The organism is Halopseudomonas sp., assembly GCF_038130085.1.
Classification (GTDB): domain Bacteria; phylum Pseudomonadota; class Gammaproteobacteria; order Pseudomonadales; family Pseudomonadaceae; genus Halopseudomonas.
The window spans coordinates 15,056-32,366 of the sequence record NZ_JAYPMU010000022.1 but is presented as its reverse complement, the minus strand read 5'-3'; the positions used below and the strand labels follow the sequence as shown (position 1 = coordinate 32,366).

Here is a 17,311-nt window from a genome sequence, read left to right as displayed (position 1 = left end):
AGTTAGCGTGCCAATGCTTTAATTTCATTTTATTCAGTGTGTTATGGATATTTATTGAATATTTAATGAGGTATTAATGCACCAGTATGCAGCGTTATGCACTGCGGTAGAGCAGCTAGCCGCCCAGTACTAGCAGCAACAGATACAGGTTGAGAGCGACGGATAACACCGCCAGCCATCGCAGCGTTGCCAAGGGGTTGCGTTCAAGCAGGGGCTTCTGCGGGGAGTGCAGAGGCCGTTGCTCGGCGCTGGCGAGTTCGTGCAGCCATTGCTCAGCGGTTTCGAAACGTTGTTCCGGCGCGACGGCTACCGCTTGCAATAGCAGATGGTCGATCCATGGCGGCAGGTCTGGCCGGTAGCGACTGGGCGGAATCGGTGAGCCAAAGCGCGGGCGCTGAAAGGCTTCGACTTCGCCGTAGGGGTAATGACCGGTTAGCAGGAAATACAGGGTTACGCCGGTCGCGTAGATATCCTGTGCAACGCTAGGCGGTGCTCCGTTGAGTGCCTCAGGGGCGAGATAGCTCGGGGTGCCGGAGCTGTTGCCCGGCCCTTCGGCTGACAGACCCGGGCAATAGACCAAACCGAAGTCGAGCAGTCGCAGGCGCTGGTCGTCGCCCAAGTGAATGTTGTCCGGTTTGATATCGCAGTGCAGCAGGTTGCGCTGATGCAGTTTCCCAACCGCGCGAATCAGCTCGACGGCAATCTCCTGCCATGCGGCCAAACTGAGCAGGCCCTGTTGTCTGCGCAGTTGCTCCAGCGTCTGGCCTGGGTACTCACGCATCACGTAGTACAGGTGGTTACGACGCGGCATGGGGTGCAGCTCAGGGGCTACGCTGCTGGCCACGCGCCGCATGAACCATTCTTCCAGAACCAGCGACTGCCGCGCTGTTGCGTCTTGCGCGAGGGTGGAAGGCAAGGTTTTCAGCAGCCAAGTGTGCTTGAGCGGGTCGCGCACCCGGTACACCAGCGACTGGCGAGACTCGCTGACAACGCTGGCAACCTCCCAGCCCTCGAATAGCTGACCCGGTTTCAGGCGCGGCGGCAGGGCGCGCTCATCTGCTGGTGCAAGCGCATCGCCGAGTGACTCCTCCGGCAGCTCGTCGATCCGCACCAGCAACGCGCTGGCGTTATCCTGACTGCCTCGCTGCAGCGCTAACTGAACCAGTGCGTCACAGCTGTTCTCCAGCGGCTGGTTGTTGAGGCATTCGAGTACATCGCCGTCCTTGAGCGCTGCCCATACACCGTCGCTGAGCAGTACGATCTGATCGTTCGGCTGCAGCTCACCTTCGCTGTAATCGATCAGCAGATGCTCGTCGAGCCCCATGGCGCGCTTGAGCACGTGATCCATGCCGGGCTGCTCCCACACATGATCACTGGTCAGTTGCTGCAACTGGCGGTCTCGTAGCAGATAGGCACGGCTATCACCGATGTGCGCCAGCGTATAGCGACGTCCGCGCAGGACCAAAGCGGTCAGCGTGGTCAGCAGCGGTTGCCCTCCGCCGTTGGCCCGCAGCCAGCGGTTATGCGCGGTCAGCAGACGATCGAGCGCCTGACTGACGCTCCAGGTTTCCGGGGTCGAGTAGTAATCGAGCGCGAGCGCCTGCAGGGTGGCGTTGGCGGCCAGTGCGCCGTCAGCGCATTGACTGACACCGTCGGCCAGCGCGAGCAGGTGCCCTTTGCTGGTGGCGAGTGAGGGCGCAGGTGTTACCACGCGCACGGCGTCCTGGTTCTGACTGCGAGGCCCCTGATCAGAGGCCTGGCTGATGCTCAGCTGCAATGCCATCGATCAGATACGCGCAGTGGTCATGTGGGATGCGCCCCACGTAGTGCGCCAGCGACGCTTGACGTTGAACAGGCCAATCCAGGCCAGCAGACCAAGAGAGGCGAACATCCAAAGGCCCAGTTGGTAGTCGCCGGTGTGCTGCTTGATAGCGCCCAGCCCGGCGGCGAGGATGAAGCCGCCGACGCCACCTGCCATGCCGATCAGCCCGGTCATCACCCCGATTTCCCGGAAGAAACGTTGCGGCACCAACTGGAAGACCGCGCCGTTACCGGTTCCAAGGCCAAGCATGGCGATGACAAACAGTGCCAGCGCAGCCCAGGAGCTGGACAGGTTGAAACCGACGATGGCGATGCAGACGGATGCAATCGCGTACATCACCAGCAGCGAGCGGATGCCGCCGATGCGGTCAGCCAGCGCGCCGCCGAGCGGTCGCATCAGGCTGCCAGCCATGACGCACGCGGCGGTGTAGTAGCCAGCAGTGACCGGGCTGAGTCCGTATTGGTCGCTGAAATAACCGGGCAGGGCGCTGGCCAGGCCAATAAAGCCGCCAAAGGTCACGCTGTAGAAGAACATGAACCACCAGCTGTCGACGTCACGTAATGCGTGTGCGTAGTCACTGAGCGACTTGGGCGCCGGGCGGCTGGGTGCGTTGCGAGCCAGCAGCACAAACAGCACCAGTGTGATGGTCAGCGGAATCAGGGCGAGGCCGAAGACGTTCTGCCAGCCGAATAGATAGGCCAACCCGGGAGCGAACACCGCGGCAAGCACGGTGCCGGAGTTGCCGGCGCCGGCAATACCCATGGCCTTGCCCTGGTGCTCCGGCGGATACCACTGCGAGGCCAGCGGCAGTGCGACTGCGAAGGATGCGCCAGCAAAGCCGAGCCCCAGGCCAAGCAGCAGCGTGTGCTCGTAGCTGTTCACGCCAAGCAGCCAGGCCAGCGCCAGCGAGGTGATGACCACCAGCTGGCCGATGATGCCAGCAGTTTTGGGGGACAGCCGGTCTGCCAGAAATCCGAGCACCAGACGCAGCAGGGCTCCGGCCAGAATGGGCGTTGCAACCATAATGCCCCGTTCCTGTGCGCTTAGTTGCAGGTCGGTGGCAATTTGCACCGCAAGGGGGCCGAGCAGGTACCAGACCATGAAGCTGAGATCGAAGTACAGAAAGGCGGAAAACAGGGTGGGCGTGTGGCCGGCTTTCCAGAAACTGGTGTTCATTCTGTGGTCCTCTGGGCGCTGTACAGCGCTTGTTACAACAGGTTTAGCTGTTTTTTGAGTACAAAAAAAGCGTCATCCCCTTCGCCCGAAACCGGTTCGAGGTGGGAACGACGCCTTTGTCGAAGCTGGCGGTCTGTCTCAACCGCGCCACTTCACTCAAGCAGAATACGTGCCAGCAGGCGTTAACGGATGATCATTACCGACCGTTTGGATTGCTGAACGACGCGCAGGGCATTGGTGCCCAACAGGTAGTCCTCTAGCCGCTTGCGCTTGTGCGAGGCCATGACGATCAGGTCGACATCCAGTTTGCGAGCAACCCGAAGGATCGCTTCGTAGGCTTTGCCGTCAGCGACAATACGCTGGACCTTGACGCCCTTGGGGATGTGCTCGGTGACGAATGCCTTCAAACCGTCGCTAATGGTTTTTTTGGCCTGGTCTGCGTATTCCCGGGGGAAGAAACCGCCGACCAGCGGCATGCCGAAATCAGGCATCACGGTAACGATATGCAACGATGCCTGGTAGGTCTGACACAGGTTCAAGGCTGTCGGCAGCGCCTTCTCCCAGGATTGCTTATGGTTGAGATCGATTGGCAGCAAAATCTTGTTGTACATGATCACTCCCTCATGCGCGTGCGGCGGCAGGGCGCCGGCGCGATTGCAGGCCGAGCACCAGCAGGAATCCCAGAATGGCCGGGATCCACATCCATTCCTTGGCCCAGCGATCAACCGGGGCGAGGATCTCGACAATTTCCTGATCAAACTCGAAGCCCAGCTCGGCGGCGGGACTACCGTAGGTAACCATATCGACCACGGTACGATCGCCATCCTGCATGAGCAGCAGGCCTAGCTTGTCGAGGCGCTCCGCGCCATCTGCGCCCTCTGGTACCGGCACCAGTACAAAGAAGGTTCGCGGCTGACCAATATCGTCTTCCCCCGCAACCTGAATACGCAGGTTGCTGCCTTTGTCGAGCCGCTCAAGCGATTGCTCCAGCTGTGCTGGCGGGATCGAGCGATAGGGGTCGTGCACCATGTCCATCCAGAAGCCGGGGCGGAACAGGGTAAACGCCACAAGCAGCAGCAGAATGCTCTCATACCAGCGGCTCTTCACCAGCAGCCAGCCTTGAGTGGCGGCTGCAAAGATCAGCATGGCGATGGTTGCTACCACGAAGATGATGGTGCCATGCAGCCAATCCACGTCGATCAGCAGCAGATCGGTATTGAAGATGAACAGGAACGGCAGTGCGGCAGTACGCAGGCTGTAATAGAACGCCTGAAAACCGGTGCGGATCGGATCCCCACCGGATACCGCAGCGGCGGCAAAGGAGGCCAGGCCAACGGGTGGCGTGACGTCAGCCATGATGCCGAAGTAGAACACGAACAGGTGTACAGCAATCAGTGGCACCAGCAGCCCGCTTTCCTGGCCCAGCGTTACGATGACGGGTGCGAGCAGGGCAGACACCACGATGTAGTTAGCAGTGGTTGGCAGGCCCATGCCCAGAATCAGGCTGAGTACTGCGGTGAGCAACAGCATCAACAGCAGGTTGCCCATCGACAGGATCTCGACCAGATCGGCCAGCACCAGGCCGACCCCGGTCTGCGATACCGCGCCAACGATGATGCCGGCGGTTGCGGTGGCAATGCCGATGCCGATCATGTTGCGCGCGCCGGCAACCAGCCCTTGCCAGAGTTCATCCAGCCCCTGACGTACCGCGCCGCCGGTGTTGCCATCGCCACGGAACAGCGCCATCAGGGGGCGTTGAGTAAGGATGATGACGATCATCAGCACGGTGGCCCAAAACGCAGACAGCCCAGGAGACAGGTGCTCGACCATCAAACACCAGATCAGCACGATTACCGGCAGGATGTAGTGCAACCCAGACATGACCGTCGGCCGGGTTTGCGGCAGGTGCACGACGGGAGAGTTCGGATCATCCAGCTCCAGTTCGGGATAGCGCGATCCAACCTTGACCAGCCCGATGTAGACCACCGCCAGAGCACCGGCAATGACCCAGCTGGCCGCATCACCCAGCGCAGGTTTGAGCCAGCCGAGGCCGTAGTAAACGGCAAAAGATAAGGCCATCAGCAACAGCAAGCCGGTCATAAAACCGATGACCTTGCGCAGCAGTGGCCGTGGCGGGTTGCTGCTCTGCAGGCCTTGCATGCCAGCCTTGACTGCTTCCAGGTGGACGATATAGATCAAGGCGATGTAAGAAATCAGTGCCGGTAGGAAAGCGTGCTTGATCACGTCGACGTAGGAAATGCCGACATATTCAACCATCAGAAACGCTGCAGCCCCCATGACCGGCGGCATGATCTGACCGTTAACCGAGGATGCCACTTCAACCGCGCCGGCCTTCTCGGCAGAGAATCCCACCCGTTTCATCATTGGAATGGTGAAGGTGCCGGTGGTGACGGTGTTGGCAATCGATGAACCGGAAATCAGGCCGGTCATCCCGGAAGCGACTACCGCGGCCTTGGCTGGGCCGCCGCGATAGTGGCCCAGCAGCGAGAAGGCCACTTTGATGAAGTAGTTGCCCGCGCCGGCTTTATCGAGCAGGGAGCCAAACAGCACGAACAGGAACACGAAACTGGTGGAAACGCCAAGGGCAATGCCGAACACGCCCTGAGCTGTAAGCCACTGGTGGTTGGTCAGCGCTTCCAGACTGACGCCCCGGTGAGCAAGGATGCCCGGCATGTAGGGGCCAGCCATTGAGTAGATAATGAATACCAGCGCCACTATCATCAGCGGCGGACCAAGGGCACGACGGGTTGCCTCCAGCAGCAGGATCAGGCCGGTAACCGCAACCACCACATCTTGGGTAGTCGGTCGGCCCGGGCGCTCTGCCAGCTCGGCATAGAACAGATACAGGTAGGCCGCACAAAACGCCGCCACCAACGCCAGAATCCAGTCCAGCGCCGGGATGTGGTCACGCGGGGAGCGTTTGAATGCGGGGTAGGCCATAAAGCCCAGGAAGACGGCGAAGGCGAGGTGAATCGAACGCGCCTCGGTACTGTTGAACACCCCAAAGCCAACCAGAAACGGCAGCGGCGAGGCGATCCAGAGTTGGAACAGCGACCATATGGCAGCAATGCTCATCAGCAGGTTGCGGGCGAGACCGGTCGGTTTGCGGGCGCCCGTGTCACTGGTGGCAACCAGATCCTCGAGTTCACTGTTGAGTTCGTTGGCGTCGCTTGGCTTGCTCATGGCTAGGCGCTGCTCCCCTGCGTTTTGTTTGATTGTTAGCCGGCAATCAGTTGCCGGAGCGGATCGCCGGTGGGCGCCGCGATAAGCTCAGCGTCTTGTGAACGCTGCGCCTGGTGCTGCCGAAACGGCGGCAGCAAAGAAATACGTGGGTAGAAAACAGGCGGGCCGCCCCTTAGGGCGGCCCGAATTGTGTTACATCCAGCCGCGTTCTTTGTAGTAGCGGATGGCGCCTTCATGCAGTGGCGCAGAGAGTCCGTCCTTGATCATTTCCTCTTCTTTCAGCGTCGCGAAGGCCGGGTGCAAACGCTTGAAGCGGTCGAAGTTCTCGAACACTGCCTTAACGGTTTGGTACACGGTTTCTGCGTCTGTTGCAGTCGAGGCTACCAGCGTCGCACGCACACCGAAGGTTTCGGTGTCGGAGTCATTGCCGCGGTACAGACCGCCCGGAATGATTGCCTTGGCGTAGTAGGGGCGCTCGCTGATCAATTGATCAATCTCCGGGCCGGAGACAGATACCAGGTTGGCATCGACGGTGGTGGTGGCTTCCTGAATGGAGCCGTTGGGGTGGCCGACAACGTAGACCATGGCATCGATGTTGTTGTCGCCCAGCGCTGCTGCCTGCTCGGCGGCGTCCAGCGCGGAGGCCAGAGCGAAGTCATCGGTAGTCCAGCCCAGTGCACCCATTACGACGTCCATGGTGTCACGCTGACCGGAGCCCGGGTTGCCGATGTTTACCCGCTTGCCCTTCAGGTCTGTGACGCCGGTGATGTTGGCATCGTTGCGGGCAACGATAGTCAGCGGCTCGCCGTGCAGGGCGAACATGGCGCGCATGTCGCTGAACGCGCCGTCTGCCTCAAAGCTCTGGATGCCTTCATAGGCCTTGTATTGGATGTCGGACTGGACCACCCCCATGTTCATCTCGCCACCGCGGATCGCGTTGACGTTGGCAACCGAACCGCCGCTTGAGGGTGCGTTGCAGCGGATGCCGTGTTCGGCGGAGTTGCGATTGAGCAGACGACAGACTGACTGACCGACCACGTAGTAGACGCCGGTCTGACCGCCAGTACCGATGGTCACGAAGGTTTCTGCTACGGCGGGGGTGGCGCTGAGTGAGGCGTATCCGATTGTGGCCGAAAACAGCATGGCAAGGGATTTGCGCATCATGTGAGATAGCTCCTTCTTTTGATTGTCAGTGGCTACTGTCTTCTAACAGCTAGCCCGTGTGGGAGGCCCGATCCCGCTTCAGGGCCGAACACGTTCACCTATCCAGTGTAGTGGATGATTTGCATTCCATTAGGACGATAACCGTAGCATGGCGGTCGGGCAACCCTGGAGCAGAAGCAACAACCCGGCCATTGGGCCGGGTTGTTGGTAACGCGGTTATTCGACTGGTGGCCAGCCGCCCATCTCGCGCCAACGATTGACGATGGTGCAAAACAGGTCGGCAGTCTTCTCGGTGTCGTAGCGCGCCGAATGCGCCTCGCGCCCATCAAAGTCGATGCCGGCGGCGCTGCAGGCTTTGGCCAGTACGGTTTGACCGTACGCCAGACCGCCGAGGGTCGCGGTATCGAAGCAGGAGAATGGATGGAACGGGTTGCGTTTGATCTGGGTACGCTCCACGGCGGCGTTAAGGAAGCCCAGATCGAAGAACGCATTGTGGCCGACCAGCACCGCACGTTTGCAGCCAGCTGACTTAACCGCTTTGCGGATGTGCTTGAAGATCTCGGTCAGTGCGTGCTCTTCGCTGACAGCCTGGCGCAGCGGATGATCCAGCTTGATGCCGGTAAATTCCAGTGCCGCCTGTTCAATGTTGGCGCCTTCGAACGGCTCAACACGGAAGAACGTGGTGTGGTCTGGGTAGACCAGTCCGTCGTCGTCCATGTTGATGGTGGTAGCTGCAATTTCCAGCAGGGCGTCGGTGGCGGCGTTGAAACCGCCGGTTTCAACGTCAATCACAACCGGCAGAAAACCGCGGAAGCGGTAGGCCAGCGGAGATTTGGCCTTGCCGCTAGGCATGACGTCCTGCTCTTCGCCCTCAAAGTCGAACTCGCTCACGAAATATCCTTTGCTGTCGATGGGTAGGGTCAGACCAAGCGCCAGCGAATCTGCTCGCCGGCACGCAACGGAACAATGCATTGATCACCGAAGGGCAACTGATCCGGAACCGTCCAGCTGTCCCGTTCCAGCGTGATGCTATCGGTGTTGCGCGGCAGACCGTAGAAGTCAGGCCCGTGGAAACTGGCGAAGCCTTCCAGCTTGTCCAGTGCGCCGAGTTCGTCGAATGCTTCGGCATACAACTCGATGGCGGCATGCGCGGTGTAGCAGCCGGCGCAGCCGCAGGCGGCTTCCTTGGCGTGACGGGCATGAGGTGCCGAGTCGGTGCCGAGGAAAAACTTGCTCGAACCCGATACCACAGCGTCGCACAGGGCCTGCTGGTGGGTCTGGCGCTTGAGTACCGGCAGACAGAACAGATGCGGACGGATACCACCAACCAGCATATGGTTGCGGTTGAACAACAGGTGGTGGGCGGTAATGGTCGCGCCGACATTGGCTGGTGCCTGATTAACGAAGGCAACGGCATCGGCGGTAGTAATGTGCTCGAATACCACGCGCAGGGTCGGGAAGCGGTCGACCAGCTTCACCAGTTGCTGATCGATAAAGGCTTTCTCGCGGTCAAAGATGTCGACCTCGGCGTGGGTCACCTCTCCGTGTACCAGCAGCAACATGCCGACGTCGGCCATGGCTTCCAGCGCGGGGTAAATGTTCTCCAGCGCAGTAACGCCTGATTGGGAGTTGGTGGTGGCGCCGGCCGGGTACAGCTTGGCGGCGACGACCTGACCGCTGGCGTGGGCCTGGCGAATGATCTCCGGGGAGGTATTGTCGGTGAGGTACAGCACCATCAGTGGCTCGAAGCTGGAACCAGCCGGGCGCGCGGCCAGAATCCGATCGCGATAGCCGGCGGCTTCGGCGGCATCGCGGACTGGCGGTACCAGGTTAGGCATGATGATGGCGCGGCCAAAAGAGCGCGCAGCATCGGGCACGGTGTGCTGCAGTACGGCGCCATCGCGCAGGTGAATATGCCAGTCGTCCGGGCGGATGAGCGTCAGGCGGTCGGTCATGCGGGGGATTCCAGTGCAGATTTGATGCGGCAATGCTACCCCAATCGCCCTTGCTTTGACACTCCGCAGGCGCTGCCGACGGGCAGTTGGCGTTTGTCGGCGGTGTTGCATGGCTGCGGTTGCTGGTGAGCTTCACCACAAAGCGCGTTTTTTTGCTGCCAGAGAATAAAGTTTTCCAGTCGTCCGCCGATGAAGCTGGCAAGAGAAGTCAGCGTTCGCCCATCTGCTGGCGAATTCATCTGGAGAGTCGAGTGACACGAGCACCTCTGGTCTTGCTTGTAGGACTGTCGATGTCTGCACAGGCAATGACCTTTCAGACCCGCATGGAAGACGTGCAGTGGCAGGTCGAAGGGGATCAGTTTGCCTGTCGTTTGAGTCAGTCCGTGGCTGGGTACGGCGAGGCGAGTTTCGTCCGCCGGGCCGGCGAGCCCCCCGAGTTTGAGCTGAAGGCGTGGGATAACCCGATGCGCCCCGGCGCAGCCCAAGTGATTAATGATCCACCACCGTGGCGCCCGGGTACCGCGGCGCAGCCAGTTGGGCAAATTCAGGTCGGGGCCGGCACCTACACGATGATGGCGCCTTATGAGCAGGCAGGTCGAATGCTTGCTGGGCTGGCGTCTGGTCTGCAGCCAACCATTATGCGTAGCAGCCAGGCTGGTAGCGACCAGGTGCGGGTGGTGGTGTCCAGTGTCGGTTATCAGCAGGCGCGACTGGAGTTTCAGGAGTGCATCAGTGCCTTGTTGCCGATCAGCGCGGCTCAGGCGGCCCAGAGCATCATCAGTTTTGGTGCTGGCGGCAGCAATCTGAGCGCCGACGCCAAAGCGCAGCTTGATGCGATCTTACAATACATCAAGGCGGATGAAAGCCTCAGCAGTATCATTCTCGACGGCCACTCCGATAATCAGGGCAACCGCCTGGACAACCGCGAACTGTCGCGGCAACGGGCATTGTCGGTGCGAGATTATCTGATGGAGCAGGGCGTTGATGAAAATCTGTTCACCATGCGCTTTCACGGCGATGGCTATCCCGTGGCCAGCAACCGCACCGCCGAAGGCCGCGCGGCGAACCGCCGGGTCATGCTGCGGCTGCAGCACGACTGAGCTGCAGTTCGTCGAAATGCCCGGCTGAATCGACAACAGACCCGAAAGTCGCGGGTCGCTCCCCTGTGAATCCTGCTGCTCTGGCGCTAGAATAGCGGCTTTCGCCAATTCCCCTCGGGGTGGCGTTTCAGTCTTGCTTAAGGGAGCACGTAATGGCAGAAGTCAACAAAGTCGTCCTGGCCTATTCCGGCGGTCTGGATACCTCGGTCATTCTCAAGTGGCTGCAGGAAACCTACAACTGCGAAGTGGTCACCTTCACCGCCGACCTCGGTCAGGGTGAGGAAGTAGAACCTGCACGCGCCAAGGCTCAAGCCATGGGCGTTAAGGAAATCTACATTGACGACCTGCGCGAAGAGTTCGTTCGTGACTTCGTGTTCCCGATGTTCCGCGCCAACACTGTTTACGAAGGCGAGTACCTGCTGGGTACCTCCATCGCCCGCCCGCTGATTGCCAAGCGCCTGATCGAAATTGCCAACGAAACCGGTGGTGATGCCATTTCTCACGGTGCGACCGGCAAGGGTAACGACCAGGTTCGTTTCGAGCTGGGTGCCTACGCACTGAAGCCGGGCGTAAAGGTGATTGCGCCATGGCGTGAGTGGGATCTGCTGTCCCGCGAAAAACTCATGGACTACGCCGAGAAGCACGGTATTCCGATTGAGCGTCACGGCAAGAAGAAGTCTCCCTACTCGATGGACGCCAACCTGCTGCACATCTCCTACGAAGGTGGCGTGCTGGAAGATACTTGGACCGAGCACGAAGAAGACATGTGGCGCTGGACCGTCTCTCCGGAGAACGCACCTGACCAGGCCACCTACATCGAGCTGAGCTACCGTAATGGCGACATCGTTGCCATCGATGGCAAGGAAATGACTCCGGCTGAAGTCCTGACCTACCTGAACAAGGTTGGTGGTGCCAATGGTATCGGCCGTCTGGATATCGTCGAAAACCGCTTTGTTGGCATGAAGTCCCGTGGCTGCTACGAAACCCCCGGCGGCACCATCATGCTGAAAGGTCACCGCGCTATCGAGTCCATCACCCTGGACCGAGAAGTTGCTCACCTGAAAGACAGCCTGATGCCGAAGTACGCTGAGCTGATCTACAACGGTTTCTGGTGGAGCCCGGAGCGCGTCATGCTGCAACAGATGATCGATGCCTCCCAGCTGAACGTAAACGGCGTGGTGCGCCTGAAGCTGTACAAGGGCAACATCATGGTCGTTGGCCGCAAGTCTGATGACTCGCTGTTTGACGCGAACATTGCGACCTTTGAAGACGACGCCGGTGCCTACGATCAGGCTGATGCAGCTGGCTTCATCAAGCTGAACGCACTGCGCATGCGCATTGCTGCCGGTAAGGGCCGCAAGCTGCTCTGATCCGCACTGAGTGACGCTTGAACAACGCCCGGCGAAAGTAATTTCGCCGGGCGTTTTCGTTTAGCTGTTGCTAGCGGCCGTGGTAAACCGTTAGCTTTGACTGCATCGACACGCAAGGGTAGCGATCATGCGAATTCTGCACACCATGCTCCGGGTCGGAGATCTCGATAAGTCCATTGCCTTTTACACCGAGGTGCTCGGCATGACGCTGCTGCGCCGCAACGACTACCCGGAAGGGCGCTTTACCAATGTTTTCGTTGGCTACGGTAACGAAGCCGAGCACACTGCGCTCGAGCTGACCTGGAACTGGGACACGCCGTCCTACGATCTGGGAACCGGCTATGGGCATATTGCTATTGAAGTGCACGACGTCTATCTGGCCTGCGAGCAGATCAAGCAGGCTGGCGGCAACGTGGTGCGCGAGGCGGGCCCGATGAAACATGGCACACGCGTGCTGGCGTTTGTCGAAGACCCGGATGGTTATCGGATCGAGCTGCTTTCGGCAGACGCTTGAGCGAACTGGGTTTCTGGGCCGTCATGGAGGGCAGCTGGATGGCCGGTTTGTTTCTGGGGATAGTACTTCTTGCGCTGGCTTTCTGGATGATTGCGCGGCAACAAAAGCAGCAGCGAGATCGCGCTGCACTGCGCCTGTCGCTGACACAGATTCGTCTGTTGCGACAACTGATCGAGCAGGTGCAACGCCACCGTGGTCTTTACTATGGTGTGTTGTCGGGAGAGGCATCACTGGAAGGGCGGCGCTGGTCCGTCCATCAGCAAATCAACCAGGTTTTGGCAGGGTGCCGCGAGCATTTGCCCAGCTTGCACTGGTACGACAGCTGGCACGAGGCGCTCGGCTATTGGGAGCGGATTGAGCAAGGCGAGTTTCTGGCGTCCGCCGACCAGATGTTGCTTGCCCACAACGATATGATTCGGCTGCTGCTCGAAACCGTTCAGGCGTTGGCCAACCGAAATGATCTTGTATGTCTGGGGCGCCTGGCGCCGCAGGCTGAAGGGCTTTGGCTGGAGTTGCTGCACAACACTGAGATGGTTGGGCAGTCACGGGCGATCGGTACTGGCATTGTTGCCAATCGCCAGAACCTGCCGATCTGGCGCGCCCACCTGGCCTCGCTCAGCGCTCAGATCAACGAGCAGTGTTACGCGGCCTTGGCACGTCTGGTATCGGACCCGGAGCTACGCGATAGCGTCAGCCAACCGGTTCGAGTGGCGGAGGAGGCGCTCGATGCGCTGCTGGAGCGAATTCGCGAGCTGCTGGATCGCCCGGACGGCTCCGTCATGAAGTCAGCAGAGTATTTTCAGACCGCCACCCAAGCCCTTTCTGCCCAACTGGTGCTGGTGGATATGCTGCTCGACCGGCTCGAGCAGCGCGCGATCAGGGCCGACTAATCCCACGAATCTGTGCGGCCATCTCCGCAGCGTACAGGTCGGTCATCCCAGCGATGAAGTCCAGCACCCTCAAATAGCTCCGATAGGGCGGCCAGTCTGCTTGCGGAATGGTATGCCCGAGCAGATCCAGAATGCGTTGGTGCTTGAAGCTGAGATTCTGACCCGCGTGGAGTTCATTGACCGCGCCGCAGAACGCATCCAACAGGGTTTCCAGGGTGCTGTAGGCGCCGATTTCGTGCAGCGTCTTGCGCTTGTCCTGAAAGATGCGCTTGCGGGCCATTTGCTTGGCATCTAGCACGCAGCGCCGCGCTGCGCCATGCATGTGCTCAACCAGATCACCCTCCAATTCGCCAGCCAGCAGCGCCGGTTGCTGCGCGATGAACGCCTCAGCCGCAGCATTGACCAGATGCTCAATAGCTTTGCCACGCAGGATCGCCAGACGGCGACGTTGGGAGTCCTGCGGGCCGAGCAGACGGTAGGTTTCTGGCAGGTCGTCGCCGACCAGATCCAGCAGCACCCGCTCAACTTCGGCATAGGCCAGCAGATCCATTTCCAGGCCGTCTTCAAGGTCAATCAGGCCGTAGCAGATGTCGTCGGCTGCTTCGACCAGATAGACCAGAGGATGGCGACTGAAACGGTTATCTTCCTGCATCGGCAGCCCGAGTTTGTTCGCGATTTGCTTGAGCAGTGGATACTCAGCCTGATAGCAGCCGAATTTGTTCTTCTTGTAGCCCAAGCTGTTGGCATGCCGCGCGGTCCAGGGGTACTTGAGATAGGCACCGAGGGTCGCATAGGTGAGGCGCATACCGCCTTCTGCCTGGTGATATTCGATCTGGGTCAGCACCCGGAACCCTTGGGCGTTGCCCTCAAAGTGCAGGAAGTCCTCGCGCTCGGCGTCGCTGAGCTGATCAAGCAGTCCCCGTTCGGCGGCCTGCCTGAACCAGTGCCTGATTGCGTCTTCGCCGGAATGTCCGTAGGGCGGATTACCGATGTCGTGAGCCAGGCAGGCAGCCTGGACGATCACACCAAGATCGGCCGGCTGACACCAGTCAGGCAGTTCCCCACGCAGCATCTCGCCGACCCGCATGCCGAGGGAGCGACCAACGCAGCCGACCTCGAGGCTGTGGGTCAGGCGGGTGTGAATATGGTCGTTACTTGAGACCGGATGAACCTGGGTTTTCTTGCCGAGCCGGCGGAAGGCACCGGAAAAAATGACGCGGTCGTGGTCCTTGTGAAAGGGCGTGCGGCCCAGTTCTTCATCGCTGGTAAAGGTCTTACCCAGCCGCTCGCGGCACAGCAGTGTTTCCCAATCCATAGAACTCTCCCAGACGATGTTGTGAGTATGTTGGATGCGTGAGGGGCTGCCAAGTCGGCAGACTGAGACAAACAGGGTAGAATGCGCGCTTTCTCTGTCTTGATGCGTACCCATGATTCAGCTCAGTCTTTACGGCACCCTCGGGTGTCACCTCTGTGATGCTGCCCTTGCCGAATTGGCGCCGTTGGCGTCCAGTGTGCAGGTAAGTCAGGTCGACATTGCCGACAGCAACGAGCTGATGGAGCGCTACCAATTGCGTATTCCGGTAGTGCAACGCATGGATACGGGGAGCGAGCTGGATTGGCCGTTTGATCTGGCCAAGCTGATGGACTGGCTGGCCGATTGTCTGCGTGAGGAGGGTTGAGTCATGGCAATGCGTGTTGAACCGTTCTGGAAGCGCAAGACGTTGGACCAGCTGGATCAGGAGGAATGGGAGTCGCTGTGTGATGGCTGTGGCCTCTGTTGTCTGCAAAAGCTGGAGGACGAAGACGAACCGCAGGCGATCTACTACACGCGTATTGCCTGCAAACTGCTCGACCTCAAAACCTGCCGTTGTAGTGATTACCCCAATCGCCGGCAGTTCGTGCCGGATTGCATCCAGCTGACGCCCGGCAAGGCGCAGGATTTTGCCTGGCTGCCGCCCAGTTGCGGCTATCGTTTGGTCGCTGAGGGCGAGGATTTGCCGCCATGGCATCACTTGGTGTGTGGTGACCGCAATGCCGTTCATAAAGCGGGAATCTCCCAGTCCGGTCAGATGCTGGCCGAGGGCAGCGTCGCTGATGAAGACTGGGAAGATCACATCATCTTTCGCGTCGGCTAGTTACTGACCTCGAATTCGCGCAGCTTGGTGTACAGGTAGCGCACCTGGTCGTACTCGAACGGACTGTCGAGGGCTCCATAGCGGAACGGCGTCTGGTAGCGCAGATCGATGGCCCAGACGCCCCAGGTCGCCTGATACTCGTCCATGAAGTCACGGTTGTGCATGAAGTTGACGTAGTCCTCGAACACCCAGTCGACCGCGCGTCCGGTACCGTCCCGGAGGCTTGATGGCCCGAGAAACGGGATGACGAGGTACGGCCCGGGCGGCACACCCCAGACACCTAAGGTCTGGCCAAAGTCCTCATCCTGCTGCGGCAGCCCCATCTTTTTCGCCACATCAAAAATTCCGGCCAGGCCAAAAATGCTGTTGAACAGCAGGCGGGCCGTAGTCTGGCCGCTGCGTTCGAATTTGCCCTGAAGCAAGCTGTTTCCCAGATTGGGAATATCTCGCAAGTTATTGAAAACGTTAGATACGCCCGTGCGAACCGGAGACGGCGTAGCCCAAACGTACGTGCGGACGACGGGCAAGTAAACATAGCGGTCAAACTGCGCGTTAAAACGGTAGACGCGGCGATTCAGCCCCTCGATCGGGTCCTGTACCTTGAGCGCGCGCAGGCTCGAACGCTCAAACTGATAGCGGTTTTCGTTGGCGTCGATGTCCAGTTCCAGCAATGGATCCTGGTACGCAGGAATGTCACTTCCAGCGTCGTTTGCTAGCGCAACGGCGGATGACAGGGACGCCACTAAGCTCAGGCCAAGTAACAGTCTCATTTGGCAGCCCCCTGCAGAAACTGCAGATAGCGTTCTGCTACCGGGCCGTAGTCGAGGTTGCCGCCGTGGCCGCCGTTGGGGTAGAGAAATGCACGTTCGCCGAAGGTATCAGCCAAGAACTGGTAATCGCCTTCGGTGAGGATCAGTTCCCTTGCATTGCTGACCGCTGCGATATTGGTGCTGTCGTGGAGAAAATCGCGCAGGTGTCGCAGACTGGTTTGCTCGGCCATTTGTTCCAGATCGCCCTCGGCATTGCGGCTTTGCCACTCTGGCAGTAATTGGGTTTGCACGTAGCAGCTGAAGTCGCAAAACAGCGCGCGGCGTAGATAAGGTGTCAGCGAGGTGCTGACCTTGAGGGTTTCGTTGGCGGGGGCATAGCGTCCACCGCCGTTAATCAGATCGCTCATGAAGTTGATGTCGGCGGCAGCAAAGCGGAAAACAGCGCCAATCAGCATGGCCAGCTCTGGATCGGTGAGCGCTTCGGGCGAACTCTGAATTTCTTCAAAGATGCTGGTTTGAATATCGCTGTTGCCGCGGGTGGCAAAGTGGCGCGAGAGTTTCTGGAAAATGTGCTCGTAGAAACTGTCGTTATCGCTTACCCCGGCGATTCGGGTGTACGACAGAGCATCCAACCGGCGAATTGATGCATACAGGTCAACCGGTGGATTGAGCAGCAGCACCCGCTGGAAGTCGAATTGGCCGAGGTGACTGTCCAGCTCCGCGACAAACGCGGCATGCAGCGCTCCGAGGCTGAATCCGGCGAGCCGGTACCCGGTGATCTCGAGGTCCAGTTCGTCCCGTGCCGTTTCCAGCGCCATGCTCATGGCGGTATGCAAGTCACGGGCGTCCTCGGCGGCGATGCCGGGCAGGCCGCTACTTGAGGCAGCCGCGATGAAATCATGATTCGTGGGTGAAGACAGCACGATTACATGCATGCCAGCCTGCCAGAACAGGCGTTTTAGATAGTCCATCCGGGTGCTGTCGTAGCCGGAGCCGGTGCCGGCAATCAGGAAAACCAGCGGTGACGGCGTGTCGTGCCAGGCCACGCGATAGTGCAGGTCCCGGTACTGGGAGAGGGCGGGTGGCAGATGGCGTTCGGGCAGGACGCGCACCTTAAGATCCGTCTGCTGAACGTCCACCTCCGAGGGCACAGGCGCCTGCAGCCGTTCAGGGGTGCCGGCTACCGTGGCCATGAAGGGGTTTTCAATCGG

The 17,311-nt window shown here is 59.8% G+C and carries 16 protein-coding genes; 6 read left to right on the top strand and 10 right to left on the bottom strand.

The features are described from left to right. Positions 1 to 115: 115 nt before the first annotated feature. The 7 genes from AAFM31_RS14535 to pyrC form a co-directional block, all read right to left on the bottom strand. The gene (locus AAFM31_RS14535; RefSeq protein ID WP_341708648.1) at positions 116 to 1,783 is read right to left on the bottom strand and encodes a bifunctional protein-serine/threonine kinase/phosphatase; all 1,668 of its coding nucleotides are present in this window, start codon (positions 1,781 to 1,783) and stop codon (positions 116 to 118) included. Positions 1,784 to 1,786: 3 nt separating this feature from the next. Further along, complete coding sequence (locus AAFM31_RS14530) at positions 1,787 to 2,998, bottom strand: nitrate/nitrite transporter (RefSeq protein WP_341708647.1); 1,212 nt, start codon at positions 2,996 to 2,998, stop codon at positions 1,787 to 1,789. A 182-nt stretch (positions 2,999 to 3,180) separates the two neighbouring features. Beyond that, a complete protein-coding gene (locus tag AAFM31_RS14525) occupies positions 3,181 to 3,609 on the bottom strand; it encodes a universal stress protein (protein WP_341708646.1) in 429 nt (142 codons plus the stop codon). Positions 3,610 to 3,619: 10 nt separating this feature from the next. Then, positions 3,620 to 6,202 carry a TRAP transporter permease gene (locus AAFM31_RS14520; RefSeq protein WP_341708645.1) on the bottom strand — a complete coding sequence of 861 codons (2,583 nt, stop codon included), beginning with the start codon at positions 6,200 to 6,202 and terminating at the stop codon, positions 3,620 to 3,622. 192 nt (positions 6,203 to 6,394) lie between these two features. Next, a complete protein-coding gene (locus AAFM31_RS14515) occupies positions 6,395 to 7,366 on the bottom strand; it encodes a TAXI family TRAP transporter solute-binding subunit (protein WP_341708644.1) in 972 nt (323 codons plus the stop codon). A gap of 216 nt (positions 7,367 to 7,582) precedes the next feature. Continuing rightward, entirely contained in the window at positions 7,583 to 8,257 is a 675-nt protein-coding gene (gene rnt / locus AAFM31_RS14510) for a ribonuclease T (protein WP_341708643.1), read from the bottom strand. Between the two features lie 29 nt (positions 8,258 to 8,286). Beyond that, entirely contained in the window at positions 8,287 to 9,321 is a 1,035-nt protein-coding gene (gene pyrC / locus AAFM31_RS14505; protein ID WP_341708642.1) for a dihydroorotase, read from the bottom strand. 290 nt (positions 9,322 to 9,611) lie between these two features. Between pyrC and AAFM31_RS14500 the strand changes: the two genes are divergently transcribed. From AAFM31_RS14500 to AAFM31_RS14485, 4 genes are all read left to right on the top strand, one after another. Then, positions 9,612 to 10,421: an OmpA family protein gene (locus AAFM31_RS14500; protein ID WP_341708641.1), complete on the top strand. Its 810-nt coding sequence runs from the start codon at positions 9,612 to 9,614 to the stop codon at positions 10,419 to 10,421. Positions 10,422 to 10,540: 119 nt separating this feature from the next. Further along, positions 10,541 to 11,791 (top strand): argininosuccinate synthase, encoded by a 1,251-nt coding sequence (locus tag AAFM31_RS14495; RefSeq protein ID WP_341708640.1) that lies wholly within the window; start codon positions 10,541 to 10,543, stop codon positions 11,789 to 11,791. A 127-nt stretch (positions 11,792 to 11,918) separates the two neighbouring features. Next, complete coding sequence (gene gloA, locus AAFM31_RS14490; protein ID WP_341708639.1) at positions 11,919 to 12,305, top strand: lactoylglutathione lyase; 387 nt, start codon at positions 11,919 to 11,921, stop codon at positions 12,303 to 12,305. A 38-nt stretch (positions 12,306 to 12,343) separates the two neighbouring features. Next, positions 12,344 to 13,195 (top strand): hypothetical protein, encoded by an 852-nt coding sequence (locus AAFM31_RS14485; RefSeq protein ID WP_341708638.1) that lies wholly within the window; start codon positions 12,344 to 12,346, stop codon positions 13,193 to 13,195. On the opposite strand, the gene AAFM31_RS14480 is transcribed toward AAFM31_RS14485, so the two are convergent. After that, complete coding sequence (locus tag AAFM31_RS14480; RefSeq protein WP_341708637.1) at positions 13,182 to 14,510, bottom strand: deoxyguanosinetriphosphate triphosphohydrolase; 1,329 nt, start codon at positions 14,508 to 14,510, stop codon at positions 13,182 to 13,184. The genes AAFM31_RS14485 and AAFM31_RS14480 overlap by 14 nt on opposite strands. A 112-nt stretch (positions 14,511 to 14,622) precedes the next feature. Here AAFM31_RS14480 and AAFM31_RS14475 point away from each other — a divergent pair, with 112 nt between their 5' ends. Continuing rightward, the gene (locus AAFM31_RS14475) at positions 14,623 to 14,874 is read left to right on the top strand and encodes a glutaredoxin family protein (RefSeq protein WP_341708636.1); all 252 of its coding nucleotides are present in this window, start codon (positions 14,623 to 14,625) and stop codon (positions 14,872 to 14,874) included. Between the two features lie 3 nt (positions 14,875 to 14,877). Beyond that, complete coding sequence (locus AAFM31_RS14470; protein ID WP_341708635.1) at positions 14,878 to 15,330, top strand: YcgN family cysteine cluster protein; 453 nt, start codon at positions 14,878 to 14,880, stop codon at positions 15,328 to 15,330. On the opposite strand, the gene AAFM31_RS14465 is transcribed toward AAFM31_RS14470, so the two are convergent. Beyond that, positions 15,327 to 16,100, bottom strand: a complete 774-nt coding sequence (locus AAFM31_RS14465; RefSeq protein ID WP_371833041.1) for a VacJ family lipoprotein — start codon at positions 16,098 to 16,100, stop codon at positions 15,327 to 15,329. The two genes, AAFM31_RS14470 and AAFM31_RS14465, sit on opposite strands and share 4 nt — an antisense overlap. Beyond that, positions 16,097 to 17,293 (bottom strand): serine/threonine protein kinase, encoded by a 1,197-nt coding sequence (locus AAFM31_RS14460; RefSeq protein ID WP_341708634.1) that lies wholly within the window; start codon positions 17,291 to 17,293, stop codon positions 16,097 to 16,099. The genes AAFM31_RS14465 and AAFM31_RS14460 overlap by 4 nt, the downstream gene beginning before the upstream one ends. Between the last annotated feature and the right edge of the window lie 18 nt (positions 17,294 to 17,311).